Annotated in this window: 24 protein-coding genes; 12 read left to right on the top strand and 12 right to left on the bottom strand. The window is 52.1% G+C overall.

Features of this window, described 5'->3' with window-relative positions:
• Nucleotides 1-88 precede the first annotated feature (88 nt).
• Nucleotides 89-1870, bottom strand: a complete 1782-nt coding sequence (locus AC0YNX_RS15925; RefSeq protein ID WP_475816653.1) for a sensor histidine kinase — start codon at nt 1868-1870, stop codon at nt 89-91.
• Nucleotides 1867-3489 (bottom strand): helix-turn-helix domain-containing protein, encoded by a 1623-nt coding sequence (locus tag AC0YNX_RS15920; RefSeq protein WP_475816652.1) that lies wholly within the window; start codon nt 3487-3489, stop codon nt 1867-1869. The genes AC0YNX_RS15925 and AC0YNX_RS15920 overlap by 4 nt, the downstream gene beginning before the upstream one ends.
• A gap of 176 nt (nt 3490-3665) precedes the next feature.
• On the opposite strand from AC0YNX_RS15920, the gene AC0YNX_RS15915 reads away from it, so the two are divergent.
• Both AC0YNX_RS15915 and AC0YNX_RS15910 read left to right on the top strand, forming a co-directional pair.
• Nucleotides 3666-5057, top strand: a complete 1392-nt coding sequence (locus AC0YNX_RS15915; RefSeq protein WP_475816651.1) for an ABC transporter substrate-binding protein — start codon at nt 3666-3668, stop codon at nt 5055-5057.
• 97 nt (nt 5058-5154) lie between these two features.
• Entirely contained in the window at nt 5155-6069 is a 915-nt protein-coding gene (locus AC0YNX_RS15910; protein WP_475816650.1) for a carbohydrate ABC transporter permease, read from the top strand.
• Here AC0YNX_RS15910 and AC0YNX_RS15905 read toward each other — a convergent pair.
• Complete coding sequence (locus AC0YNX_RS15905; RefSeq protein ID WP_475816781.1) at nt 5955-6212, bottom strand: hypothetical protein; 258 nt, start codon at nt 6210-6212, stop codon at nt 5955-5957. The two genes, AC0YNX_RS15910 and AC0YNX_RS15905, sit on opposite strands and share 115 nt — an antisense overlap.
• Between AC0YNX_RS15905 and AC0YNX_RS15900 the strand changes: the two genes are divergently transcribed.
• Nucleotides 6120-6884 (top strand): carbohydrate ABC transporter permease, encoded by a 765-nt coding sequence (locus AC0YNX_RS15900; protein WP_475816780.1) that lies wholly within the window; start codon nt 6120-6122, stop codon nt 6882-6884. The genes AC0YNX_RS15905 and AC0YNX_RS15900 overlap by 93 nt on opposite strands.
• Nucleotides 6885-6994: 110 nt before the next feature.
• Here AC0YNX_RS15900 and AC0YNX_RS15895 read toward each other — a convergent pair whose 3' ends face one another.
• The 4 genes from AC0YNX_RS15895 to AC0YNX_RS15880 are packed head-to-tail and all read right to left on the bottom strand — an operon-like array spanning nt 6995 to nt 10148.
• A complete protein-coding gene (locus AC0YNX_RS15895) occupies nt 6995-7360 on the bottom strand; it encodes a DUF6220 domain-containing protein (protein ID WP_475816649.1) in 366 nt (121 codons plus the stop codon).
• Between the two features lie 23 nt (nt 7361-7383).
• A complete protein-coding gene (locus AC0YNX_RS15890; protein WP_475816648.1) occupies nt 7384-7890 on the bottom strand; it encodes a hypothetical protein in 507 nt (168 codons plus the stop codon).
• Between the two features lie 15 nt (nt 7891-7905).
• Entirely contained in the window at nt 7906-8598 is a 693-nt protein-coding gene (locus AC0YNX_RS15885) for a response regulator transcription factor (protein WP_475816647.1), read from the bottom strand.
• Nucleotides 8595-10148, bottom strand: a complete 1554-nt coding sequence (locus AC0YNX_RS15880) for a sensor histidine kinase (protein ID WP_475816646.1) — start codon at nt 10146-10148, stop codon at nt 8595-8597. The genes AC0YNX_RS15885 and AC0YNX_RS15880 overlap by 4 nt, the downstream gene beginning before the upstream one ends.
• Nucleotides 10149-10613: 465 nt before the next feature.
• Between AC0YNX_RS15880 and htpG the strand changes: the two genes are divergently transcribed.
• Complete coding sequence (htpG, locus tag AC0YNX_RS15875) at nt 10614-12512, top strand: molecular chaperone HtpG (RefSeq protein ID WP_475816645.1); 1899 nt, start codon at nt 10614-10616, stop codon at nt 12510-12512.
• A 435-nt stretch (nt 12513-12947) separates the two neighbouring features.
• Here the strand turns inward: htpG and AC0YNX_RS15870 are convergent, their stop codons facing one another.
• The 5 genes from AC0YNX_RS15870 to AC0YNX_RS15850 all read right to left on the bottom strand — a co-directional run bounded on the left by AC0YNX_RS15870 (nt 12948) and on the right by AC0YNX_RS15850 (nt 17460).
• Nucleotides 12948-14036, bottom strand: a complete 1089-nt coding sequence (locus AC0YNX_RS15870) for a GerAB/ArcD/ProY family transporter (protein WP_475816644.1) — start codon at nt 14034-14036, stop codon at nt 12948-12950.
• A 42-nt stretch (nt 14037-14078) separates the two neighbouring features.
• On the bottom strand, nt 14079-15227 hold the full coding sequence (locus AC0YNX_RS15865; protein WP_475816643.1) for a Ger(x)C family spore germination protein: 1149 nt from the start codon (nt 15225-15227) through the stop codon (nt 14079-14081).
• Entirely contained in the window at nt 15224-16675 is a 1452-nt protein-coding gene (locus AC0YNX_RS15860; protein ID WP_475816642.1) for a spore germination protein, read from the bottom strand. The genes AC0YNX_RS15865 and AC0YNX_RS15860 overlap by 4 nt, the downstream gene beginning before the upstream one ends.
• Nucleotides 16676-16807: 132 nt before the next feature.
• A complete protein-coding gene (locus tag AC0YNX_RS15855) occupies nt 16808-17158 on the bottom strand; it encodes a spore coat protein (protein ID WP_475816641.1) in 351 nt (116 codons plus the stop codon).
• 20 nt (nt 17159-17178) lie between these two features.
• Nucleotides 17179-17460, bottom strand: a complete 282-nt coding sequence (locus AC0YNX_RS15850; protein WP_475816640.1) for a hypothetical protein — start codon at nt 17458-17460, stop codon at nt 17179-17181.
• 197 nt (nt 17461-17657) lie between these two features.
• Here AC0YNX_RS15850 and AC0YNX_RS15845 point away from each other — a divergent pair, with 197 nt between their 5' ends.
• The 8 genes from AC0YNX_RS15845 to AC0YNX_RS15810 all read left to right on the top strand — a co-directional run bounded on the left by AC0YNX_RS15845 (nt 17658) and on the right by AC0YNX_RS15810 (nt 25751).
• The gene (locus AC0YNX_RS15845) at nt 17658-18791 is read left to right on the top strand and encodes a phosphodiester glycosidase family protein (protein WP_475816639.1); all 1134 of its coding nucleotides are present in this window, start codon (nt 17658-17660) and stop codon (nt 18789-18791) included.
• 137 nt (nt 18792-18928) lie between these two features.
• Nucleotides 18929-19702: a polysaccharide deacetylase family protein gene (locus tag AC0YNX_RS15840; protein ID WP_475816638.1), complete on the top strand. Its 774-nt coding sequence runs from the start codon at nt 18929-18931 to the stop codon at nt 19700-19702.
• Nucleotides 19680-20192 carry an acyl-CoA thioesterase gene (locus AC0YNX_RS15835; RefSeq protein ID WP_475816637.1) on the top strand — a complete coding sequence of 171 codons (513 nt, stop codon included), beginning with the start codon at nt 19680-19682 and terminating at the stop codon, nt 20190-20192. The genes AC0YNX_RS15840 and AC0YNX_RS15835 overlap by 23 nt, the downstream gene beginning before the upstream one ends.
• A gap of 216 nt (nt 20193-20408) precedes the next feature.
• Nucleotides 20409-21722, top strand: a complete 1314-nt coding sequence (locus AC0YNX_RS15830; RefSeq protein WP_475816636.1) for a DUF455 family protein — start codon at nt 20409-20411, stop codon at nt 21720-21722.
• The gene (locus tag AC0YNX_RS15825; RefSeq protein WP_475816635.1) at nt 21709-22020 is read left to right on the top strand and encodes a 2Fe-2S iron-sulfur cluster-binding protein; all 312 of its coding nucleotides are present in this window, start codon (nt 21709-21711) and stop codon (nt 22018-22020) included. Before AC0YNX_RS15830 ends, AC0YNX_RS15825 begins: the two co-directional genes overlap by 14 nt.
• Nucleotides 22021-22082: 62 nt before the next feature.
• Complete coding sequence (locus AC0YNX_RS15820) at nt 22083-23864, top strand: type 2 periplasmic-binding domain-containing protein (RefSeq protein WP_475816634.1); 1782 nt, start codon at nt 22083-22085, stop codon at nt 23862-23864.
• An 87-nt stretch (nt 23865-23951) separates the two neighbouring features.
• Nucleotides 23952-24851 carry an ABC transporter permease gene (locus AC0YNX_RS15815; protein WP_475816633.1) on the top strand — a complete coding sequence of 300 codons (900 nt, stop codon included), beginning with the start codon at nt 23952-23954 and terminating at the stop codon, nt 24849-24851.
• A gap of 129 nt (nt 24852-24980) precedes the next feature.
• Nucleotides 24981-25751 (top strand): carbohydrate ABC transporter permease, encoded by a 771-nt coding sequence (locus AC0YNX_RS15810; protein WP_475816632.1) that lies wholly within the window; start codon nt 24981-24983, stop codon nt 25749-25751.
• Nucleotides 25752-25841: the final 90 nt, after the last annotated feature.

Raw genomic sequence — 25841 nt, 5'->3', positions numbered from 1 at the left:
CGCTTATTGGATTCGTTACGTTTACTAAACGACTTATTTTGCTTCGATAACGCTTCTGGAGTTCGTTAGCCAGCTAGGGCCGGCCGGATCAGCTAATCCGCCGAGCCGCATAATCCTGCAGCTGAATGGGCAAATCAATCGTAACGGTCGTGCCAAGACCGGCGGTGCTGTCAATGCGAAGCTCCGCTTGCCCGCCAAACAGATGCTCAATCCGCTGCTTCGAATTCGGCAGCCCGATATGCCGAAGCCCCGGACTGCGGCGGCTCTCGCCTTCCTCCCATATGGAGGCGAGCTGTCCATCCTCAATGCCGATGCCATCATCGGCGATCGTAATGATGAGCCTGCCATTGCGTGCGGTTGCGCTTAAACGAATAATGCCGTTATCATCCTTCGGGCAGATGCCGTGGAAGATCGCATTCTCGACGAACGGCTGAATCAGGTTACGCGGAATGCTGCAATCCAGCGCCGCATCGTCAATCGCCCACTTCACCTCGAACATGTCCGCGTACCGGTATGACTGAATTGCCAAGTAGTCCCGCAGCAGCGCAATATCCTCGCGAAGCGGAATAAAGGACTGTGCGCCTCCCATCTTAACCGCATCTTGCAAAATCCGAATGAACGAGCCCACCATCCGTACGATATCGTCGTTGCCTTGCTTTTGTGCCATGTAGATGACCGCATTGAGCGTGTTGTAGACGAAGTGTGGGTTCAGCTGGGTGAGAAGCAGTTCGAGCTCCATCTCCTTCTTCTCCTGCTCGTAGCGAATGGATTCCTCCAGATGAACGCGAAGCTGATCGATCATCCGGTTAAAGCCGACGCCAAGCTTCTCGATCTCATCGCCGGTATGAATCGCCACCGACGTCTGCAAGTTGCCGCTTGAGGCAGCGTTCATCGCATGATACAGCTGCATGATCGGCCGCGTGATTCGGAAAATCGCCGGCATCATGAGCAGCAGAATAAGCGCGGTGTTCGTGAGCGTAAAGATGCCGAGCAAGTAGATGATAATGCTCGCCCGCTCGATCATCGAGTGACGCGATGTGAACGAGACAAGCTTCCACCCGTTACTTGCCATCCGATCCACGAGCATATAACCGCCCTGCGTCTTATGCTGCGTCTTATTCGCTCCAAGCTTGGCTGCATCCTGAAGCAGCTGTGCAAAATGGACTTTCAGCTCCTTCGCCGGCTTCTTCTGGAATAGCACATGGCCTGCATTGTTCATCCAGACGAGCCCGTCCAGGTCTGCGCTGCCGAAGCCAAGCAGCGAATCGAAATCGCTGTAATCGAGATTCACAATAAGCTCCCCGATGACGCTGCCGCTTATTTTCTCGATATTGCGCACCTTGACGATGTAGCTGATCGTTTTGCTGTCGGTGGCGGGTCCGAAGAAGATCTGATGCGGCTCGGTGAAACCGCTCGTCTGATTGCTGGCGCTGGCAAAATTCTGATACCACGGCTCCTCCATCCGCTGGGAGAAATAATTATCGTACTTCGATTCGCTCCAGAACGTCTCGCCGCTAGGCATGACGAGCGCGAAGCTGGTCACTTCTTTCCGCAGCCCTTTGTAATCGTTAAGGAAGTTAAATGTGTTCTGCAGCAGCATGAATTGGTCGAACGTATCGACTGAATTGTAAGTTTTATAGAACGTTTGCAGCTGATTCGATATGATAAGAGATGACGCGAATTGTGTAATATCATCGGACATATATTGCAGCTGCCTTGCGGTCTGGGCGAGCTTCGACTGATCGTCGTGAATCATTTGTTTGACGAGAATGCTCTGGTAATAGTAGTAGGTGAACCCGCCCGAGAGCAGGAAGCTGACGACGGCAACGATCACGATCCGTTGAAAAATAATCGAGCGCAGGCTTCTCATCGGTTGTAATCTCCGCTTCGGTATTGATGGGGCAGCGTACCCGTCAATTTCTTGAACACTTGGCTAAAATGCTGCGGAGAACGATAACCGACAAGCGTTGCCACTTCGGTCATCTTCGTATCTCCATGACGCAGAATACGCTTCGCATGGTGGATGCGATGCTCGGTTAAATAATCAAGAAAGGTGCGTCCGAGCTCGCGCTTGAACAGCTGGTATAAGTAAGAGGCGCTAATCTCTACGGCATCGGCGACCGCGTCGATGCTGATATCATCGCGGTAATGTGAGTGAATAAATTGAATGGCTTTCTGCAGTTTAAGCGAGAGGCTTCGCGTTTCACCGGGTGCGGCGCACAGCTCCCGAAGCAAGCAGACGAACCGCTCTTGAATGTCCCCGATGCTGTAGGCGGCATTGTAGGTCTCTGTGTCAAAAGGATCGATCTCGAGCAGACCGCGCTTCACGCGGTGCTCATTGATAAGAGCAGTCAGCCCGCGTACGGTATGATAGAGGCCGCGCAGGTTCCAGACCGGCAGGGAAAGCGGCGTAAACAGCTTTGTGACAACGCTTTCAATTTGCAGTGAGCCATCGGCTTTGGAGAGCAGCAGCTCGGAGGCTTCCTGCAGCCGCGCTGATGAGGAGCCATGCGCGAAGCTGTTGAACATCATGTCTTGTTGAGCCGAAGGCAGCAGCTGCGGAAGCGGAAGCTCATCCGCGCAGACGGTTGCTTGCGGACCGATGAAGATCGCATGATGCAGCGCGGCGGATATTTTGTGATAGGAAGCAGGGAGCGATACGCCTGCCCGTTCGTCCGCTTCGCACGTATAGCAGATCGAGAAGCTTGCTGGACAAGTCTGGCTGAGCTGTGTGCGGATCGCTTGCAGCAGCGCATGGAACGACTCGCGCATCGGCGCGGCGATGACGCTCTTCAGCGTGAACAGCGCAAGCGACTGATCCGCGTTCAGCGGGAAAGCGCCGGCGAGCTGCCAGCCGCTGTTCTCGGCAGAGCCGGTCAGCTTCTGCTCCCAGGCGAGTCGGGGCAATGGCGCAGCAGCAACTGTGGCTGCGGCCGGAACAGCTGAGAATGAGGTGTCGCTTTGGAACAGGGCCATCGCATAGGGAGGCTTGAGCAGCAGGGGACCGCCATTCGGTAGAGTGCTGCTGGCTGTGGACAGCGCCGCTCCCGCCGTTCCCGTCACGAGCGCTTTCAGCTGTTCGCTGCGCTGAATGGCACGTTGCACTTCTTCGGCTTCCCACGCTTCTTTTGCTTTATTCACTTCAAGCAGCAGCTTCTCGCTGTTCACTTCATGCTTGATGAGATAGCTGGACACGCTGCCGAGCGAGATCGCCTTGCGTGCGTACTCGAAATCCTCATAGGCGCTCATTACAATAAACTTGACGCCGAGCCTCCGCTCGGTTGCGGCATGGATTAGCTCGAGGCCGTCCATGACGGGCATCCGGATATCAACAATCATAATTTGCGGGCGAATATCCTCGCATAATTTCAAGGCGCTGCGGCCGTTCGTCGCTGTCGCTGCAATGAGGAAGCCGTGTGCCTCCCAGTCTAGGAGGCTCTTAATATGCTCGGTAGCGATCCGTTCATCGTCAACCAGAATGATCTTCATAGCTTAACCTCCATATGCAGGAAGATGATGGCTCTATTATACCTGAGCGAGCAGGGGCGGTAGAAGAGTAGTGTAGAAATGCAACCAAAAGTGTAGGTTTCTTATATTTCGGCGATGTGGGTCTTCGAATTATATTGAAAGCGGATACAATAATGATTGCTAGGGGAGGCTCATCAATGTTGGAACCGAAATGGATGAAGCGAGTTGGCGCGGGGCTGTCCGCAGCTATGCTGCTCGGCGTGCTTGCAGGCTGCGGCGGAGGCAGCGGCAATAGCAACAGCGCGAACGGGAATGCAGCAGCGAATGACTCGACAAACAGCGGAGACACGGCGAACAATACGGCTTCTGACAACAATGCAGCTGCGACTAACACCGGTAGCAGCGCAGATAAGACGGAAGGCGAGTTCGTATTGTGGACGTGGGAGCCTGATCACAAGACGGCGCTGGATGCTTTTCACAAACTATATCCGAACATTAAAGTTAAGCGCGTTAACGTTTCGGCGGGCGATGTGACGAAGAAACTGCAGACGACGATCGCATCGGGCGGCGAGCTGCCGGACGTCATTCGGATTGAGGCGGGGCAGAAAGCGAAGATTTTCGATATGAACGTCCTGGAGAACCTCGAAGATGCGCCGTACAACACGGATAAAGGGCTGTTGTTCGACTATGACATTAACGCCTTCTCGGTAGACGGCCATCTCGTCGCTATTCCGGACGACATGAGCATTGCCGGCATCGCCTACTTGAAACCGCTGGCGAAGGAGTACCTCGGTACCGATGATCCGAAGCAGCTCGAAGCGATGTTCCCGGATTGGAATGCGGTTATCGAGAAGGGCAAGGAAGTCGTCGCAAACAGCGGTGGCAAGGTAAGAATGTTCCCTGGACTTGGCGATGTCTATACGGTGCTGAAAGGACAGCGCTCCGGTCCGTTCTTCGACGGCGATAAGATGAATACGCCTGTAGTCAAGCAGCTGCTAACCGATCTCGTCAGCTTCCGTGACTCCGGCATCGTCGATAAGCTGGACCAATGGACGCCGGCGTGGAACGCGACGTTCGCGCAGTCGAAATATATGTTCGCGATGTCTCCGGTCTGGATGCCGCAATATGTAATCGGCGCCAACGACAAGGCGGAAGGCCGCTGGGGTCTGATGGTGCCTCCGGCAGGAGGCTACATTACGGGCGGCTCCTCGCACGGTATTCCGAAGGGCGCGAAGAATGCGGCACTTGCATGGAAATGGATTCAGTTCACATCCATGACGCAGGAAGGCGCGACTGCGCAGAAGCAAGACGGCGTATTCACGCACTTCAAGCCGGCCTATGACGATCCGGCGTTCACGAGGTGGACTTGGCCGAGCTTCGGCGATCAAGATATCGGCGAGAAGTACTTCAAAGATATCTCCGCGACGACGAAGGCGGTTCCGGAGAACGTTAATGACCTTCTGCTGAACGATGTCATGAACATTGTGCTGCAGACACTGTCCAAAGACAATTCATTCGGCGTCGATCAGGCATTCGACAAGATCAAGTCGGAGCTTACGGCGAAAGCGCCGGGCATTACATTCGAATAGGGCCTGTTTGCACTGCACGGGCCAACCAATAGAAGACCAAAGAACGGCTGCGTATCTCCCGGGCTGTTCTTTGGCTTCTTTATCAGGAGCGTGAATAATGGACACTGCAAAACGCAAATGGGTTCCCTATTTCTTCCTCTCCCCCTATCTGCTGTTCTATATGGCATTCGGGCTCATTCCGATTATTTTCTCCTTCTACGTCAGCTTAACGGACTGGGACGGCATTAGCGGCAAGAAATTCGTCGGCTTCGCCAACTACAAGTTTCTCTTCAACGGGGATTCGTATTTCTTCAAATCCGTCGGCAATACGCTGCTGTTCATCGTCATGACGCTTCCTTTGCAGCTCCTATTCGGGCTTCTAATCGCAACGCTGCTTTACAGCCAGTATGTGAAGTGGCGGGCGTTCTTTCAGCTCATAAACTTTCTGCCTTATATCGTGACGCCGGTAGCGGTCGGTCTGATGTTCAATCTGCTGTTCGACTGGCAGGCGGGTTTCGTGAACAAGGTACTCATTCATTTTGGGATTATAGATGAAGGTATCTATTGGCTTGGCGACCCTGTGTACGCGCGCCTCATTATCGTGCTGATGATGTTCTGGAAAGGCTTCGGCTATACGATGATCTTCTTCCTTGCGGGACTCGCAAACATTCCAAAAGACTTGAACGAAGCGGCGCAGGTCGACGGTGCATCCGGCTTCCGCAACTTCTGGTCAATTACGCTGCCGCTGCTGCGGCCTGTCATTACGTTCATTGTTATTACGGGCATTATCGGCGGCTTCCAGTTGCTCGAGGAACCGATGCTTCTGCTTGGCGGCGCAGGTATGGGCTCCAGCAGTGCGGTCATCGGCGGTCCGGATCGCTGCTGCCTGACGACGGTATGGAATATGTATGATACAGCTTACGGAAGCACGACGAGATACGGGCTTGGCGCGGCGATCGCGTATGGACTGTGCGTCATTATCGCGGTGTTCTCGTTCATCGGCGTGAAATTCCAGAAGGGGGAACAGGAATGAATAGATCGTTGCGTACGACGCTTACGACCTCGACGATTGCGCTGTTCTCTTTGTTTGCCCTGTTGCCGTTCTACATTATGATCGTGATGGGCACGTATCAGAATGAGGAGCTGTTTCAGAAGATCGTGCTGGTGCCGGGCAATTATTTAATGGAGAATATCAAAACGGTGGCAGAGAGTCGGTTCGACCTCGCGTATTTGAACAGCTTCATCGTCTCCGCGGCAAGTACGTTGGTGTCGGTGTTCGTGAGCTGCTTTGCAGGGTTCGCGTTCGCGAAGCATGAGTTCAAGTACAAGAAGCAAATCTTCTCGGGCGTGCTGCTTACGATGATGATACCTGGCCAGCTTGGCCTCGTCGCTTTCGTTATCGAGATGCGCTACATTCATGTCTCCAGCACGCTGCTGCCGCTCATTCTGCCATGGGTTGCAAATGCCTTCGGCATCTTCTGGATGACGCAGTTTATGAAGGGAGCAATTCCGACCGAGGTGCTCGAGAGTGCGCGGATTGACGGATGCTCGGACATCGGCGTGTTCTTCCGGATTGTAGTAGCCTTCATCTATCCAGCGATTGCAACGCTGTCGCTGCTGGTGTTCCTCTGGTCGTGGAACAACTACTTGCTGCCGTTAATTATTATTAACAAGCCGGAGCTGTTCACGATTCCGCTCGCGATCACCTCGCTCGGCAATGCGTACCGGACCGACCTGGCCGCGCAAATTCTTGGGCTTACGCTCGGGACGATTCCGGTGCTCATTTTGTTTATTTTCGGCTCGAAAAGCTTCATTCGCGGGCTGACGGCCGGCTCGGTGAAAGGTTAGTTGGGTTAATCTCTCAGCTAGGCTGCGTTTGGATAGAGTGTCAGCTCGCTAAACACTAACGAAAAAAGCCGCAACCCTAAACGGTTGTGGCTCTTTTGCATCCTTACCAACTAGGCACGCGGCTTCCACGGGTTCGAGCGGCGGATCAGATACAGAATGGTCCACAGCAGCAGGAGCGCGGTTACCGGATGGATCGCAGCAAGCGCCCGCGCATCCAGATTGACCGAAATGTATTGAAAAATAATAAATAAGTACAGGACCGCTGACAGCGTAATCGTCCGCCAGCCCATGCGTCCGAGGGCTGCGAAGATAATCATGATTACAGGCGTGAATTCAAAATAATGAATGAAGGACTTGTGCATCGACCAGTCGCCGTTATCGAATACGGCAAGACCGGCTAGGAAGACCTGAACGAACAGGGATGCGGCGAATAACCAGGCCAGCACATAATAGATGATTTTGAAATTACGGTTCATAGCTGCTTCAACTCTCCTTATAGTTAGTTTCGACTCTTGCGTTTGCCGCCTGGTTTCCATATGGAAAGAACGAACATGGCAATGAGAGACGCGGTTTGTATGACAACTCCGATCCACAGCGATACATGATTGACGGTGAAACCCGCGACGTTCCAAGCGCCAAGTCCCTCGGCGTCGATGCAGTTCAACCCATGCAGCGTCCATTCGTACAGCCCATACAGACCAATGCCGATTGCGAGCAGTGTCAGCACTTCTTTGGCAATAATCCAGTAGTAGCGGAACAGTCCCCAAGAGGTCCATACCGATAGCATAATGCCGGTTACGGTCGTGCCGATCGTAGATGCCCGCACGCTTGAAGTCGCCAGCAAGTGCATGATGTAGTAGCAGGATTGCAGCACGGATTCGTTGTCCGTAACGGAAGCTGTCAGGGCGAGGATGATGAAAACAACCTGCACGCCAAGCATGATAGCGGCAAAGAGAATGTGGAGCAGCAGAAGAATCCTTCGCTGCATTAAAGATATTTTGTTCACTTTGTTCAATACCCCCTACAGATTAAAGCGGTAGCCAACGCCCCAGATCGTCTCGATGTATTGCGGAGCGGATGGATCGCGTTCAATCTTCTCCCGGAGCTTGCTAATATGGACGGTGACGGTCGCATGATCGCCAAGCGCATCCAGTCCCCAGATCCGCTCGAACAACTCCTCCTTGCGGAAGACACGGTTCGGATTACTGACGAGGAAGAGCAGCAGGTCGTATTCTTTTGCTGTAAAAGCAACCTCCGTCTCGTTCACGTAGACGCGGTGCGACTGCCGTTCAATGCGGATGCCATGCAGCGTTAGCTCATCCCGCCGCCATTCGCCGCTACCGACGAGCCGGTCATACCGCGCCAGATGCGCTTTCACTCGTGCGACAAGCTCGCCGAGTCCGAACGGCTTGAGGATATAATCGTCGGCGCCGAGCCCGAAGCCGCGAATCTTGTCCACTTCCTCTTTCTTCGCGGAGACAATCAGAATCGGCAGATTGCTCGCTTCGCGCACTCTCTTGCATATCTCGTAGCCGTCCATGCCCGGCAGCATGAGGTCGAGCAGCAGCAGATCGTACTCGCCCTGCAGCGCAAGCTCCAGCCCCTGGTCTCCGCGGCTCGCTATATCGGCTGCAAAGCCGCTCGCTTCCAGATAATCCTTTTGCACCTCGGCAATGACGGGATCATCCTCAATAATTAAGATCCGCTTCTTCACAGCTGGTCTCCTTTCGGCGTTCCATTATCCGCGTCTACGCGAACGAGGGGCAGCTTAATCGTAATGCTTGTTCCTTGGCCGACTGCGCTGTGCGCCTCCACCGTACCGTCATGCTCCTCAATAATTTGCTTCACGATCGTCAGACCGAGTCCGCTGCTTCCGGCATCGGTGCGACGCGATTGCTCCGCGCGGTAGAACTGGTCGAACACATGCGGCAGAGCTTCGGCTGGTATGCCTGTGCCATTATCAGTGATGCGGATTGTGACCGCCGCCGCCGTTGTAACATTGTCCGCAAGCAACGCGAATCGAAGCTCGCGAGGCTCTTGTTCCATATGCGCGAGGCTGTTGCCGACGATATTGAGCAGCGCCCGGTTCAGCTTCTCGCGGTCCGCCCGAATCCATGCGGGTCTTCCTGGCTCGCTGCTGTTCTCGAACATCAGCGAGATACCTGCCATTCGGGGATCCAGGCGCAGCTCGTCGACCGTCATCTGCATATATGCCGCGGCATCAAGCCGCTCCCAATTGAACGGCAGCTTGCCGATATCGAGGGTCGAATAGAGCAGCAGCTCTTCGATCATCCGGTTCATGTCGCTCGTCTTGCTTGCGATCATATCCAAGTACTTGCCGCGTTTCTCTACAGTATCTGCGACGCCGCCTTGCAAGCATTCGACACAGCCCTGAATGCCGGTAATAGGCGTCTTCAAGTCGTGCGAAATGTTCGCGAGCAGCTCCTTGCGGCTCTGCTCCAGCTGCAGCTGCGCACCGATGGAAGCTTGCAGCCTTACCCGCATTTCCTCGAACGAACGGCTGAGCTGGCCGATCTCATCTTGCCGCTTAAGTTCTTCCTGCAGCAGCCTGTGCCCCAAGTTGCCCTCGCGGATGTGACTTGCTGCATCCTTCAGCGCATAGAGCGGCTTAATGATGCTGCGAGATACGAAGTACGTGAGGAGGCCATTCGTCAGGATGAGCGTGCCGATGAGCGTTAGCAGCACAGTCGGGACGAAGCGGCGGAAGAAACGCGCGACCGGCTCTATTTCCGATGCAATGACGACCGTACTCGGCTCGCCATCCGTCGCCGTGAAAGCGATCTGGTTCAGGCTTAGCTGACGCGAGCCGCTGCCGCGCTGCCAGGGAGGACCCCACTCAGCACCTCGGCTGTGCTCGCTGTTGCTTTTATCCTCTGCTAACTGCTGTTTCACTTTTGCACTATCCAATCCATCTGAAGCATACGCGACACCATCGCCCTTCAAGACGAGAAGACCGGCATCAACCTTCGCCAGCTCTGCCGCCGTCTCCTGGAGGAAAGTGGCATCCTCGAGCAGCTTCGGATCATGCTGAGCAATGAATCGCAGCCCGGAAGTCACTTCACTACGACCTTCGAATAGATTGCGAATCGCTGCGAATGGCACGCTGCTCTTGCCGCCAGCCGGCTCAGTGCCGGAATCGCGCATGAACGCGCTCGCTGCCAGCAGCACAGTAAGCACCAGCAACAACGCCGGAATTGCAATCATGGCGATATAGGAGAATACGAGCTTTTTGCGGATCGACATTGGGCATCACTCCTTCTTCCCCTATTGTACAGGGCACCTCTAAACAGCCGCTAAACCAATTCTAAAAAAAGTATAAAACACAGCTTCTAACAGAAACCAAACAGAAAATCCAAACTAGAAGCAAAGGAGTAATCACAGTTTATGAACCGTCCTCCAGTATTTCAGCGCCTTACACCACGAAAAATCACCACGAAGCTGATGATCTCCACACTCGTCATTTCTTTGCTTATCGTTGTATCGATGTCACTCTCGCTATTCATTCAAACTCCTCGGTGTTCCGGATGCGTTTAAATATTAATAAGTTGCAGGAACGGCTGTCCGCATGCTGATGCGGATGCCGTTTCTTTTTGCTGTACGGGCTTGTGCCGCACCTCCTGTTTATGCTATAAATTAGGTAGAATTAGCACTCTTCACGTTAGAGTGCTAAGCCATATTGTGCCATGAATTGGGAGGGTAATATAGCCAATGATCAAGCAAGAATTTAAAGCGGAATCCAAGCGTCTGCTCGAAATGATGATCAACTCCATTTATACGCAGCGTGAAATTTTTCTGCGGGAGCTTATCTCCAATGCCAGCGATGCGATTGATAAAATCTACTACAAAGCATTAACCGACGATACACTCGTCTTTAACCAAGAGGATTACTATGTTAAAGTGTCCGCGGACCAAGAGAACCGCCTTCTGACGATCACCGATACAGGTATCGGCATGACGCAAGAAGAGCTCGAGAACAACCTCGGCGTAATCGCGAAGAGCGGCTCCCTTGCTTTCAAGAAAGAGAACGAGAGCAAGGACGGCCACAACATTATCGGCCAGTTCGGCGTCGGCTTCTACGCAGCGTTCATGGTTGCGGACAAAGTGACAGTGACGAGCCGTGCGCTTGGCAGCGATGAAGCGTTCAAGTGGGAATCCGAAGGCGCGGATGGTTACTCGATTGTACCGAGCGAGAAAGCGACTGTTGGTACCGAAATCGTGCTGCATATCAAGGCGAATACGGAAGAGGATCAGTACGACGAATTCCTGGAGGAATACCGACTTCGTTCGGTCATTAAGAAGTATTCCGACTTCATCCGTTATCCGATTAAAATGGACGTGAAAGGCCAGCGTCCGAAGGCCGGCAGCGAAGCGGCAGAAGGCGAAGCGCCTGAGCTGGAATCGTATGTGGAAGAGCAAACGATCAACAGCATGGTGCCGATCTGGCGCAAAAATAAAAGCGAGCTGAAGGCTGAGGACTACGAGCAGTTCTACCATGAGAAGCGCTACGGCTTCGATAAGCCGCTGAAGCATCTTCATATTAGCGCGGACGGCGCGGTTGTATACCAGGCGATCCTGTACATTCCGGAGAGCACGCCATTCGACTACTACACGAAGGAATATGAGAAGGGGCTGGAGCTGTACTCGAACGGTGTCCTGATCATGAACAAGTGCGCGGACTTGCTGCCGGACTACTTCAGCTTCGTGAAGGGTATGGTCGATTCCGAGGATCTGTCCTTGAATATTTCCCGCGAAATGCTACAGCATGACCGCCAGCTGACGCTCATTGCGAAGAATATCAAGAACAAGATTAAAGGCCAGCTGCAGAGCTTGCTGAAGGACGAGCGCGATAAGTATGAGACGTTCTACAAAGCGTTCGGCAGACAGCTGAAGTTCGGCGTATACAGCGACTACGGCATGAACAAGGACACGCTGCAGGATCTGCTGCTGTTCCACTCCTCGAAGGAGAACAAGCAAGTGACGCTGGATGAGTACGTCTCCCGTATGCCGGAAGACCAGAAATTCATCTATTACGCGACAGGCACTTCGGTCGAGCGGATTGAGAAATTGCCGCAGACGGAGCTTGTGCTGGATAAAGGCTACGAAATTCTGTACTTCACCGACGATATCGACGAGTTCGCGATCAAGACGATCATGAGCTACAAGGAGAAGCAGTTCAAGAACGTATCGAGCGGCGACCTTGGCATTGAATCGGAAGAGGACGATGCGTCGAAGGATGCGGAAGAGAGCGGCAGCAAAGCGTTGTTTGAGCAAATGCAGACGCTGCTCAGCGGCAAAGTGACGAAGGTGAAAGCATCCAAGCGGCTGAAGAGCCATCCGGTCTGCCTCACGAGCGAAGGCGAATTGTCGATTGAGATGGAGAAGATTCTCGCGGCAATGCCGAACAATGATGGCGTCAAAGCCGACAAAGTGCTCGAGATCAACGTGAACCATCCGGTGTACGCATCGTTGAAAGACGCGGCGGAGAAGGATGCGGAGAAGCTGAACTTGTACACGCAGCTGTTGTACAACCAAGCGCTGCTGATCGAAGGGCTGCCGATTCAGGATCCGGTAGCATTTACGAACGATATCTGCAAAGTGATGGTATAGGGACAAATAAAGATCGCCCGCTGCTTGGTTGAGCAGTGGGCGTTTTTTTATGGTTGCGCGTTTCGACTGCTGGCTACGCTGCTCGCGCGAAAATGGAGCTGAGAGAACCAATATGTGCTCTCAGCACCAAAAGTAACATTGAGAATTGCCCGAGAGAACATATATGTTCTCTCGGAGTATAGCGAACCTGCCCGACGCGTGGATGGTATGCCGAGAGAGGGAAAACCCGCTCTCAACCTGCGAAATCGGGGGAATAACATGCCGAGAGAGGAAAAAGCCTCTCTCGGCGCACGAGGAGACGGCAATCGGCGAAGTTTGAGTGCTGAGAGTCGAAAAAATCGACTCTCAAGCACGAAAACACAGCGCAAACGAGCTGAGAGTACAGAAATTCGACTCTCGGAATGCAGAGAGTCATGCGTCCCCCGCATGCCCACCTCACGCATGCGTAGCTCCCCCCTTCTTCACAAGCGTGGCGATCCATAGGATCAGCGGGATGCCGATGGCGCAGACCGGGATGACGATTAATCGCCACAGCTTTTGCAGCATCTCAATGCTGTCCTCGTTCGGAATGATCGCCGCGATGACGAAGATCATTGGCGCGCTGAACCAAATCAGCTTTCGCCAATCTTTAATATGCGCGCTGCGCGCCATCTCAGAGGTGGTGAGGAACAGATAGAAGGACAGCTTGGCGAATAAGCCAAATATCCAGATAAAGATGACGAAGATATCCAGGTTCTGAATGAAGTTGAAAATATCAATGGTCCGAACCAGCATGAAGTAGGGGAACCGTAGCTTTGCCGCGACATTGGGACCGAACACAAGCAGGCACATGACTGTGGCCGCGATTACGAAAAGGGTTGTGACGGCCACGCTTAGCAAGGATGCGGACATTGCTTTTCGCGGCTTTTCCAAGTAGGAGATGATAACGAGCAGCATGAACGATTCCCCGAAGAAGGAGGCAGAGGGGTAGGACGCCTTCATAATAGTCTGCCAGCCGGTATCGGTATAAAAGGGCTTTATATGAATCCATTCTATATTTCCAAGATTCAGCAGGAAGCTGACGATGATCGCCGCAACCGTAACCGGACCTGCAACTTCGCAGAACCTGGCGATCCCGCTAATGCCTCCGACTAGGGTCATATAAATCATTAATGCTAACATCAATAGCATAATGATCCAGACAGGCGTGCTGTCTAGCAGAATGAGGTGGACGAAGTCGGCAAAAGATCGCATGACATCGCCTGCAAGGATAAACCATGAGGTCAAATACGGCCAAATGACCAGTTTGCCAAGCCACTTGCCGAGCAGCTTCTGGCTGAACTCGGCTAAGCTTTCATTCGGATGCAGCATGCTCAGGTGAACAACAAAGAACGTGATGGCTAAGCCCATCAGTCCGCCTATGAATACAGACAGCCATGCATCTTGTTTCGCCTCGGTGATGGCTGGAGAGATACGCAGCCACACGGCCATCACGACCTCGATGGTAGCTACGATCCAGAACAATTGTATACGGGTCAGCTTCACTAGCCGATTCCACTCCTTCCTCTGAACACCTCAGGTATTCCTCTAGAGCATGCTGTCGATGGATGAATTCGTTTGGCCTGGATCTTTGCATTTCAGCTCGACTTTGACCACAACGCGAACCGATGGGAACATCATGCTCCACTTCGGCTTAAGCGACTTCCAACGATTAGGGTGGTCGCGATGAATAAACTCCCCGAAACCGAAAATATCCGCTTTATACTGCTTCTGCACCTTGTTCACCATCGCTTGGACTTCCTTCTGCGTCGCTTGGCTAAGGGCCTGTTCAATCACCTTTAATTCGCTGCTTTTCGAAGGATTCATCGACGAGTTATTCTCGGTCATAATACCGATGCCTGTCAGCATGACCGTGATTCGAGGTGGGTCCTGCATCTCGAAGTGCAGCTTCTTGGTTAACGCTTTTGCGCTGAGACTGACCTCTTCTTTGCCTGGCCTAACGTGAGCGGTGATGGTGACAGCGGTTTGCCGGCCAATGATCCAATTCGCATAAGACGATTCTTTGGCATTCAAATAGCCCACCAGCTTCAAATTATCATCCTTGTTCAGAATGGCCGAGCCGACATAGCGATAGCGATTGTTCGGCGTGACTTCCACTGCAGGAAGCAGCGGCTGCATCGTTTGGCTGAGCGCATCGGAGAGAAACTCTCTGTAATAATACGGCTTCAATCCAACTGCGCTTTGCTCGCGAACGAGCATGGTGCTGATATAGGGATCGAATAGAGGTTCAATGTTCAGTAAGTCCTTCGCCATCCCGCCTTTCACGACAAGAATGCTGGAGCGCATCTCCGACTTCGGGTTACGGATAAACATATCCGTCAGGCTGCCGACGCCGTTCCTCACGAGCTTCTCGCCAAGTAGAATCGTCTGGCGATGTGCATAGAATAGCGTGCGAGGGAGCTGTGTTTGCAGACTTTGTCCGGCGTCCATCACATTCTTACCCGTGCCGCTCACGACAACGAAGCTTTTTTTGTGGCCGCCGCCGCCCTCCGGAGAGCCGCTGATTGCGGCCGGCACCGCGATTTGAGAGGTGACTTCCAGCTTTCCCTCTTCGTTGTAATCAAGTCCGGCCGCGGTGATAAAAGAAAGCTCGTCGGGTTCACGTAGATTCCAGCAACCTGTCGTAATAGACAGCAACAAGACGAGCATCAGTCCTAGCTTCATGGCTCTGCTCATGTCTGATCAGCACCGCCTTTGGGTGTATTCGAAGAGGCGAGCTTCCTTGGCCAGCGCAGCAAGATATCCTTGAGCTTGCTCGTAACGAGCGGCGTCACCGGAGTGAGGTAAGGCGTTCCGAACGGCTTCAGCTGAATCAGATGAATGAGCATTGCGATGATGCCGAGGGCAACGCCGAACAAGCCGAATAGAGCGGACAAGATCAGCAGCGGGAACCGGAGCATCCGAAGCGGAAAGCTGAAGCGGTACCTAGGAATGACGAATGAGGAGATTCCGGCTGTGGAGACGACGATAACGATCGGCGCGCTAATAATGCCGGCACGAACGGCGGCCTCACCGATGACCAACGCTCCGACAATACTGACCAGCGGCCCGATCTGCTGAGGCAGCCGAATTCCGGCTTCGCGCAGCCCCTCGAACATGAATTCCATGAGGAAGATTTCAATAATGGTCGGGAATGGCGAAGCTTCCCGGAGTCCCGTAATGCTGAGCATCAGCTTGGGCGGAACCATCTCCGGATGGTAATTGGTCAAGGCGACATAAATAGAAGGAAACAAGATAGAGAATACGGCGAATATGTACCTGATCCAGCGATTCATTGAAGCAAACAGGAACCGCTCGTAGAAGTCGTCGGGAGCCTGAAGACCATCCCAGAACGTCATTGGAACTACGATGACGTTAGGCGTCCCGTTCGTCAAGACGGCTACTTTTCCTTCTATAAGGCTTGAGGATACGACGTCAGGGCGCTCCGAAATGATCATTTGCGGAAAGGGAGAATAGTGGGTGTCCTCGATGGATTCTTCAATATAGCTCGATTCCAGAATGGCATCCAGCTTGATCTGATTGATTCGGGACCGTACTTCTTTCACGACGTTATCGGATGCAATGCCTTCGATATAGGCAATGACCACATCGGTTTTCGTTAATCGGCCGACTTGGACGGTCTCCATCTTCAGATCAGGTGTCGTAATGATTCTGCGCAGCATCGTCGTATTCGTGCGAAGGAGCTCCGTGAAGCTCTCCCTCGATCCGCGCAGTGCCGCTTCATTCGTCGATTCTTCCACGCTTCTCGTAGCGAATTTAATGCAATTCAAGAGAAGGGCGGACGCATCGCCATCGGCCAGCATGGCGGCATTTCCTTTCAGGATAGCGTCAATGATCTCGTCGCTGACGGTTAGTCGCTGATACTGCATGACTGCGAACAACCCAAGCTCGCACATCTGTCCGATGCTGTCAATCGTACCGAGACCTTCGGGCAAACCATCGTATAACAACGGTTTCAGGACGTTGGTAGTCATCACGTCAGTGTCGACCATACCGTCTACATAGACAAGCAGGAGCGGGATGCCGCCCTTTATGGTGAGTGTGCGAAATTGAATATCCGAGCAGTTCTGGAATGATTGTCGAAGCAGCGTCTCGTTGTCCTTCATGCTCGTGCTGATGTTCATAGCAGGGTCTCACCTTCACCTTTCCATCCAGGATCAATCGTGAAGTTAGCGTTCCCTGATTTGCAAAGATTACCCAAATGCAAAGAGCCGCGACTGCATGTCGCGGCTCCTCTATCCATCCCCCGGCTAAAGTTACTGCAGCGTCCCGCCATACGGGAACTGCGAAGAATAGCCGTTGAACTGCTGATACGCCTGATCGAGCTTTTGCTGCTCCTCGGCTTCGAGCTTATAATGCCCTTTGCGGAACATCACTTCGAATATCTCGTGCTGGCATTGATGCGTCTCGTTCAGCACCGTCATAATGTCTTGATGCAGGGACAGATGGCTCGCTTCCCGGGCGGCGATGCCGAAGCTGTCGGCCAAGTACTTCTCCGTCGCCAGTACATCATTAATCCGGTCGCGGTCGGTTAGTTCGGGCCCTTTTACCTGCGGCTCGTAGGAAGGCTTCGGGTTAGCAATCGTATTCTGATTGTTCGGACTCATGTCGTCGGTTGTCCTCCTCTCTAATGCTGCTGCGGCACTTGCTGCATCTGAGCGTCATTGTTGTTCTGCAGATGCTTCAAGAGCAGCTTGTAATGGCGCTCATGCATTTGGCCGGCTTTGTTGATGGCTTGCTTAATCTCGGGATCGGAGCATTCATTCGCGAAATGGCTGCATTTCTTCATGGCGAGAATAAGCCACGATAATTGATCCTTCACATAGAGCGTATCCTTGACAGTCATCACATTTGGCGGCGTCTGCATAATAGCTGTTTGCTGCTGGGTTTGCGATTGCGTTTGTTGCAATGAAGTGACCTCCTTTGCCTATTGTCCTGCTTAGCTTACCGCAATCATGATGAAATTAACCGCGGCGACTGCGGCAAGCGACCAGCATTTGCCTTGGCAGAATTGAGCGCTTTTAAGCTTTCTTTAAGGTTGTGGCTCTATAGTAATTGGAGCGACTCGTACGGCTACTAAATGGATGATAGTGAGGAGATGAATACGTGGAGCAACAGACACAATTATCGCGACAGACAAATTTAAATAGATCGCAAGCGCCTAAGCTGAAGGTTACAAAGCCGAAGCGATGGAAACGCAGAATCATGCAGCTATTCCTGCTGCTAATCGCTCTTATTCTAATAGGTGGGGGATGGTTCTACCTGACTCCCTCAGGCTCGAATTTGCGCTATATCATGGCAGATACACTTATTACGAGCCAGCATCGCTACTTGGCGAAGTATCTAATCGGCCAAGATGAGCTGGACAAGCGGGTTGCCGAGTATAACAAGAAGTTCGACCAGATGGCTGACGTGAAGGATAACCATAATATTAATCTGGCGTCGCATCCTGAGAATAGCGTGGAGATTGAGCCAATCTCGCATAAAACGTTCAAGGGCTACCTCATGTATGTGCATGATCCCAAAATGATCCGCGTCGTCACAACGAACATCGTCGGCGAAGGGGAGCGCGTGCTCAGCATGGTGAAGCGCACAGGCGCTATTGCCGGCGTGAACGGCGGCGCTTTCGATGATCCGAACTGGGAAGGCAACGGCTTCAAGCCGGCCGGTATCGTCATGTCCGGCGGCAAGGTTCTGTATAAAGGCAACGGCATGAATGCCAAGGTGAATGTGGTCGGCATCGATAAGAACGGCCTGATGATCGCAGGCCGTTATACGCCGAACGAGCTGCTGAAGATGGGCGTCTCCGAAGCGGTAACGTTCCAGCCGAAGTTTATCGTCAACGGCAAAGGGCTTATTAAGAGTGAAGCCGACGGCTGGGGAATCGCCCCTCGTACCTCGATGGCGCAGCTGAAGGACGGCACGATCGTATTCTGCGTTATCGATGGTCGCCAGCCGGGCTACTCGGTTGGTGCGACGCTGTATGACGTGCAGAACATTTTGCTGGAGAAAGGCGCTGTAACGGCAGCTAACCTGGATGGCGGCTCCTCGACCGTCCTTGTTAAGGACGATCAGGTCGTCAATAAGCCTTCGAGCCAATACGGACCGCGTTACTTGCCGACGGCGTTCCTCGTGTTCGACCATCCGGAGCAGGTGAATGTCGGGAACATCTGGAGCGGTGTTGATATGAACCATTTCGATTCCTCGGCGCAACGGGCACACAACAGCCCTGCAGCGTAATGGCATCCTATATCTCTAATAAAGAGCGAGCATCTGACTGGAAACGGTCAGGTGCTCGTTTTCTGTTGATAAGGATAAAATCGCCCTCCAAGGCACATAGTAAATGGTGCTCAAGTGGAAAAACAGGAGGAACAAGAGTGGTTGCAAGTTGGCGTATATTCGCAGCATTGCTGTGTATCATGCTGTTATGCGGCTTTGATAAGCCGGCGAAAGGTCGCTCATTCTATGAGCAAAGAGGCGATATCATATGGGAGCTGCCCATGGCGCGGAAGGACATTGCGCTCACCTTCGATGATGGACCATCCCCGGAAGCGACGGAAGAAATTCTGGATCTTCTGAAGCAATACAATGCGAAGGCGACCTTCTTCGTGCTTGGTCACCGGGTGCAGAAGTTCCCGAACATCATCAAGCGAGAGATAGCTGAAGGGCACGAGGTCGCGAATCACACATTCCATCATGTATTCTTCACGAACGGTATTAATCCGGCAACGGTGCAGAAGGAAATTGTGAGTACAGAGGACTCCTTGATTGAGCTAACTGGGCGCAAGCCGATGCTGTTTCGACCGCCGGGCGGCTACTATAACGAGCAGACGGTTGCAATTGCGAAGAAGCTTGGTTATACGACGGTGCTCTGGTCCTGGCATCAAGATACAGAGGATTGGCGCAGTCCGGGCGTCGGCTTTATCGTTCGGAAAGTGCTGAAGAATGCGAGGAGCGGGGATATTGTGCTGCTGCATGACTATGTAACGGGCAATATACATACAGTTAAAGCATTGCAAGTGATTCTGCCGGAGCTTGCACAGCGGGGGTTCCGGTTCGTGACCGTATCGGAGCTGATCAATGATAAGGCGAAGGAAATGATGAATACAGGAGAAGGCGGAATGATTCATGGAACAGAAGTACACCCGTGAGACACGCTGTTTCAAAGTATCGCGCGTATTTCCAACAGACGTTAACAACCACGACACCTTGTTTGGCGGGAAGCTGATGTCGTACATTGACGACATTGCATCCATCTCGGTATCGAAGCTATGCCGCTCGGCGGCTGTCACTGCTTCAACGGACTCTGTCGACTTCCTTCAGCCGATCCGTCCGACCGATTCCGTGTCGCTGGAGTCCTTCATTACTTGGACGGGAACAAGCTCCATGGAAGTGTTCGTGAAAGTCATTCGCGAGGATCTGAGAAGCGGCGAGCGCGTAATCGCAGCAACCTCGTTTCTAACCTTCGTCGCACTCGATGAGAACAACAAGCCGACGGCTGTCCCGCAGATTGTGCCGGAGACCGAGGAAGAGAACAAGCTGTACGAAACGGCAGAACTGCGTTCACTCATGCGCAAGCACCGCAGGGAGGAAAGTAAGAAATTTGCCGATTATTTGGTCACCAAATATCCATGGGAATAGATGCATGAGCCCGAGCACTGAAGTGCTTGGGCTTTTTTTGCGTTTTCCTTGGAGGGATTTTTCCTGCGTTTACATCCATCTCCTTACCTGCTAATTTGAATCGGTTCGACAGCGTTCGATCTTAAAAATGGACACAAGGATATAAAAAATGATCCGTATAAATCCTGAAAGCGCTTCATGTATAGTGTAAATATAGTTCGGTAAGGGGGTGGGCGGATGTCAGCAAGTCATGCGCTCTTCGCTGGGAAGCATCAACATACGCGAACAGTGGAAGAAGCATCAGCTTTGTTGAAACGTTTCTACTTAGTTGAGAAAGAAATTATGCGAACTCTCGGGGGTTACCTGATCAGTGTATCGAACTGGGAGCTGAATAAAGATTTGCCGCATCACATGTGGCAGGATTCATTAAGAGCCGACGCACTGCGCACGCGCATTATGGAATTGCGTTATCCGCGCCGTGATGTGGACGGCAACCACGATCCGCAGCTTAGCCGATTGCTGTCGCTTCTTATTCGCTGCCTTGGCGATAACGAGCTGCTCGCAGGCGTTTACGATGTCATGAAACAAGAGCTGAAGCAGCAGTATCAGATCTATCTGCAGCAAGCAGATCCGATCAGCGATGCGCCGACGATTGCCTTTATGTGGCGGTTCCCGGAGCAGATCCAGTGTCAGATCGACCATGTGAGCGAGATTCGCGACACGCTGCTGCCGAAGGAAGACGTGAGCGAATGGAGAAACGCGATTCGCTCGTACTTGCAAGGAATTGGCGGCATTTATGGAAACGGTGTCACGGGCGAAGAGACGATGGCTGCTGAAGCGGCTGATGCATGGATTATCGCGAACAGGCAACCCTACAAGATGCCAGCGAAAGCTGCTCGCGATCCAAGATTTGTTCCGGCGCCATGCTCCATCCCGCCGAAGAGAGCGGAATCTCCGATTGAGATTCAAGTGCTGCAGGCCATCTACCATCTGACCGAGATTTGGGCAGCGGAAGCGCCGGGTCTTGCGATTTGGACATGGGATGACATGCCGTGGGAGTTCTACCTTGATCTGTCCCGCTGGGCATACGACGAGTCAAGGCATGTAAAGATGGGCGAGCTGAGGCTGATCGAGTGGGGCTTTAAGATCGGCGTGGACGTTCCGGTCTACGAAGAAACATATGCTTCCCAAGCGACGAACGGCGGTAATGAACTGGATCTGATGGCGTTGCTGCACCGATTCGAAATTGACGGGCCGGCTAACCGCGAGAAGGCGAAGCAGGAGTTCGAACAATTCGGCGATCTGCAAACCGCGCATCATATTGATTACGACTGGGCGGATGAAGCCATTCACCTGAAATATGGTCATAAGTGGCTCATGCACCGCTTTAATAATGATTACGAGAAGATGCAAGAAGTGATGGAGAAAACACTCGGTTGGTATAACCAGTACGTTGAAGATATCAACAAAGTATGGGATTACGAGCCCTTCCTATCACGAATTGCTGAAAAAATGAAAAGGATTGAGAGCGATTACAATGAGCAACAATAATCGCATAACGATTCAGGCAACAGGCGAGTCGTTTGAAGTTGCACCGCGCGAATTCATTCTAGACGCTGCGATCAGGCAGCAAGCTAGCATCCCGTATTCCTGCCGCAACGGCACGTGCCGGACTTGCATCAGCACCGTCGTAGAAGGCAAAGTCGATCAGCACGATATCGAGGATTGCTTGATTTCACCAAGCGAGCTGGCAGCGGGCCAGCGCCTCATCTGTCTGGCAACTGCATCCGGCGATGTCGTTATCGAACCGCTTCGCAAGCTTCCGAAGAAGCAGACGGTTCAGTCCTAAGCAATACGTAAATCGAGGTAATCCTAAGCAAGATTACAATAAGGTTAACAGGGGGATTAAGTATGAAAAAGCAATACGGCATTAAACTCGCATCGCTTACTCTCATTCTTTCGCTATCTGTATCGCTGGCAGCTTGCGGCAACAATAACAGTGGTAACAGCGGCAACACAGGCAGCAACGGCGGTTCGTCGAACAACAGCAACGAAACAACGGATATTTCGAAGCTTCTTGATCCGAATGCGGAGCCTGCGAAGGATCCATTCGGCAAATACTCTCCGGCAATCGAAGTAACGACTGTTCACACGGACAACGGGGTTGAGAAGAACGCGATTGGCGGACAAACGATCGAGAAGAGCATTTACACCCAAACTTGGGAAGACAAGCTTGGCGTTAAGCTGAAATTTAACTGGACTGCACCGAATTCGCAGGCTGAAGAGAAGATGAACCTGATGATCGCATCCGGTGACCTGCCAGACTTCTTCTACGTGTCGCCTCAGCAGTTCGAGAAGCTTGTATCCACGGGCCAGCTCGAGGACATGACGAGCGAAGTGCAAGACTATGCGACTAAGTATATGAAGAAATACCTGACAGGCGATTACCAAGGTCTTCTTGAGAGCGTAACAAGAAACGGTAAAATCTACGGTATTCCAAACGGTATGACGTACCATGACCAAGGCAACATGCTTTGGATCCGTGAGGATGATCTGAAGAAAGCAGGCTTGTCCGAGCCGAAGTCGGTCGCTGACCTCGATAAGATTCTTGAAGCGTTCAAGAAGAATGATTACGACAACAAAGGCAACGAGAAATATCCGATTCCGCTTGCAGATGCAAACTTGAACTCCACGAACTGGGGTATCGGCAACGCATTCTTCAACATGTTCCACTCTTACCCAGACATCTGGATTAAGAACAGCAAAGGCGAGCTCGAGAACGGTATGTTCGGCGAAGAGTCCCGCGAGAATACACGTAAAGCGCTTCTGAAGCTGCAAGAGTACTACAAGAAGGGCTACATCCACCCGGACTTCGCAACGCTTGACGATACGAAGTACAACGAGCAAATCATCAACAGCCAATCGACAGTCGTGTTCGGCGGTATGTGGGATGCTTGGTGGCCGCTTAACCAAATCCTTCCGGAGAATCCAAACGCGAAGTGGGAGCCAGTTGGCATTCCATCCGCTGACGATCAACCGGGCAAATCTTCCGTTACAGCTACAATGCTGCTTGGCGTTAACGTAGCGAAGAAGGGCGTTAAGAACCCTGAGGCGCTTGTGAAGATGGAGAACCTGTTCCATGACTTGAACAACAATCCAGAGACGATGCAATTCGGCAAATATAACACAGATCCTAAATCGGGCTTCGGCGTGTTCCAGTTGTACCCATTGCACGTTTACAACCCATCGTTTAACTACGAAGGCTTCCAGCAAGTTGAGCAAGCTATGAAAGATGGCCAAGGAGACAAGCTCCCTGAAGCGTACAAAACGTTCTACGATCAAGCGAAAGCTTACCAAGATAAGAACGATGCTAACGGATTCCCTCCTTACCTGACGTACACGAACAAAGGCAGCGAAGGCGTAGTTGACCAGTACATCAAAGAGAAACGCTTTGAAATGAACGAGTACACAGCAATGCCAACACAAAACATGCTCGACAACGCGCCAATCATCAAGAAAGCTTGGGACGTTATGTTCCTGAACGTTGTTAAAGGCGGCGACATCAGCCAATACGACGACTTCCTGGCACAATTCGATTCGCTCTACGGTTCGGTTGTGAATCCGGAAGTAAACGACTGGTTCAAAGCGAAAAACAGCGAATCCGTACAACAGTGGTTTGACGACAAGAAATAAGAAGATTAGTTAAAGGCATGAAGAGTGCGGATGATCGTCCGCACTCTCCAGCTTTTATCGTAATTACAAGTGGTTAGGAGCGAGCTTATGAATGCATTCAAAATTCCAAGGAAGCAGCTAGCGCTGTATCTCATGCTGATTCCCCCGGTTGTTGTGTTGTTTATTTATGCCTACCTCCCGATGCTCGGGGTTGTCATGGCGTTTCAACGGTATCAGCCGGCGCTCGGCTTCTTTCATTCCGACTGGGTCGGATTAGATAACTTCAGACGTCTGTATCACATTCCGGATGTGAAGCAAGTTATTGCCAATACGCTCTTCATTGCAACGATGAAGATTATCGTAGAGACCGTAGCTGCAATCGCGGTTGCTATTCTGCTAAACGAACTTGTGTCGAAGGTGTTCAAACGCACCGTACAGACGATTATTTACTTCCCGTACTTCCTTTCTTGGGTTATTCTCGGCGGTATCTTCCGCGATATGCTCTCTCGTGAGGGCCTCATTAACACCATGCTCGGCAAGTTTGGCATCGACCCGATTATTTTCTTATCCAAAGCATCATGGTTCCCTTATATTCTTGTCAGTACTGAGACTTGGCAAATTACCGGCTTCGGCACGATTGTTTTCTTGGCTGCCATTACGACAATCGATCCGACGCTTTACGAGGCTGCTGTTATCGACGGCGCGAGCCGTTGGAAACAAACGCTGCATATTACGCTACCAGGCATGAAATCGACTATTGTACTGATGGTTACGCTTAGCCTTGGTTATATTTTGAACGCAGGCTTCGAGCAAGTGCTTATGCTTTATTCTCCGGAAGTGTACAAGACTGGTGATGTTATCGATACATGGGTATACCGGATGGGTCTTCAGCAAGCTCAGTATTCACTTGGTGCCGCGATTGGTTTGTTCCGTTCGGTGGTCAGCTTGCTCCTCATTACTGTATCGTACATGATTGCCCGCAAAGTATCGGATCATCGCATTTTCTAGGAAACGGAGGGAACGCAAGTGGTAGATCGTTCGTTAGGCAGACGTATATTTCAGGGCTTTAATAGCCTCCTATTCATCATATTTTCGCTGAGCTGTATCATTCCAATGGTTCACGTACTGTCCATTTCGTTGAGTAAGAGCACTGCGGTTACAGCGGGTAAAGTTACTTTCTGGCCTGTGGAGTTCTCCTTGAAGTCGTATCAGTATATCCTTAAAAACTCCGAGTTCTGGAATGCGATGGGCGTTTCCGTGGAGCGTGTTATTCTAGGCGTTGTGATCAGCATGATTCTGACCATTTTGGCGGCGTACCCGCTGTCGAAGGGCAAGCTTCATTTCAAGCATCAGTCGTTCTTCGCTTGGTACCTGGTTGTGACGATGCTCTTCTCTGGCGGCTTGGTGCCTTCCTTCATGATCGTTAAGAATACGCACTTGTACGATACGATCTGGGCGCTTGTTATCCCGAGTGCAATCTCCGTCTTCAACGTGCTTCTATTGTCGAACTTCTTCCGGAACATTCCGAAGGAAGTTGAAGAATCCGCGTTTATTGACGGTGCGGGACATGTCCGCATTCTGACTTCATTGTACCTGCAGCTGTCGATGCCGATTATCGCGACACTCGTCGTGTTCGCAGCGGTCACGCACTGGAACTCCTGGTTCGACGGTATTATCTACATGAGCAATCAGAAGAGCTATCCGCTCCAGTCGTACCTGCAGACGATTCTTGTTGACTCCACCACCAGGGTCATTACGAGAGAGAACGCGGAGCTGATGAGCCGTGTATCCGATCGTACCATTAAAGCGTCGCAAGTATTTATCGCAGCGATTCCGATCTTGTTCGTATATCCGTTCATGCAGAAGTACTTCGTATCCGGCATGATGATCGGTGCGGTCAAAGAATAGTTCATTCATACAAGAAGCTGACCTTCGTTATGGGGGTCGGCTTTTTTGTTTTTTCATTCCGGTGCTGTCGAATGTGGGCGAAAATGGTTA

The sequence above is a fragment of the Paenibacillus sp. J31R98 genome, from assembly GCF_056269245.1.
This window is presented reverse-complemented; position numbering and strand designations above follow the sequence as displayed.

Excerpts from the sequence above, each read along its gene's own strand:
- AC0YNX_RS15865 (WP_475816643.1), bottom strand. The coding sequence starts at position 15,227 with ATGAGCAGAGCCATGAAGCTAGGACTGATGCTCGTCTTGTTGCTGTCT.
- AC0YNX_RS15825 (WP_475816635.1), top strand. The coding sequence starts at position 21,709 with ATGAGCAACAATAATCGCATAACGATTCAGGCAACAGGCGAGTCGTTT.
- AC0YNX_RS15895 (WP_475816649.1), bottom strand. The coding sequence starts at position 7,360 with ATGAACCGTAATTTCAAAATCATCTATTATGTGCTGGCCTGGTTATTC.
- AC0YNX_RS15855 (WP_475816641.1), bottom strand. The coding sequence starts at position 17,158 with ATGAGTCCGAACAATCAGAATACGATTGCTAACCCGAAGCCTTCCTAC.
- AC0YNX_RS15820 (WP_475816634.1), top strand. The coding sequence starts at position 22,083 with ATGAAAAAGCAATACGGCATTAAACTCGCATCGCTTACTCTCATTCTT.
- AC0YNX_RS15830 (WP_475816636.1), top strand. The coding sequence starts at position 20,409 with ATGTCAGCAAGTCATGCGCTCTTCGCTGGGAAGCATCAACATACGCGA.
- AC0YNX_RS15860 (WP_475816642.1), bottom strand. The coding sequence starts at position 16,675 with ATGAACATCAGCACGAGCATGAAGGACAACGAGACGCTGCTTCGACAA.
- AC0YNX_RS15910 (WP_475816650.1), top strand. The coding sequence starts at position 5,155 with ATGGACACTGCAAAACGCAAATGGGTTCCCTATTTCTTCCTCTCCCCC.
- AC0YNX_RS15815 (WP_475816633.1), top strand. The coding sequence starts at position 23,952 with ATGAATGCATTCAAAATTCCAAGGAAGCAGCTAGCGCTGTATCTCATG.
- htpG (WP_475816645.1), top strand. The coding sequence starts at position 10,614 with ATGATCAAGCAAGAATTTAAAGCGGAATCCAAGCGTCTGCTCGAAATG.
- AC0YNX_RS15925 (WP_475816653.1), bottom strand. The coding sequence starts at position 1,870 with ATGAGAAGCCTGCGCTCGATTATTTTTCAACGGATCGTGATCGTTGCC.
- AC0YNX_RS15920 (WP_475816652.1), bottom strand. The coding sequence starts at position 3,489 with ATGAAGATCATTCTGGTTGACGATGAACGGATCGCTACCGAGCATATT.
- AC0YNX_RS15880 (WP_475816646.1), bottom strand. The coding sequence starts at position 10,148 with ATGTCGATCCGCAAAAAGCTCGTATTCTCCTATATCGCCATGATTGCA.
- AC0YNX_RS15915 (WP_475816651.1), top strand. The coding sequence starts at position 3,666 with ATGTTGGAACCGAAATGGATGAAGCGAGTTGGCGCGGGGCTGTCCGCA.
- AC0YNX_RS15835 (WP_475816637.1), top strand. The coding sequence starts at position 19,680 with ATGGAACAGAAGTACACCCGTGAGACACGCTGTTTCAAAGTATCGCGC.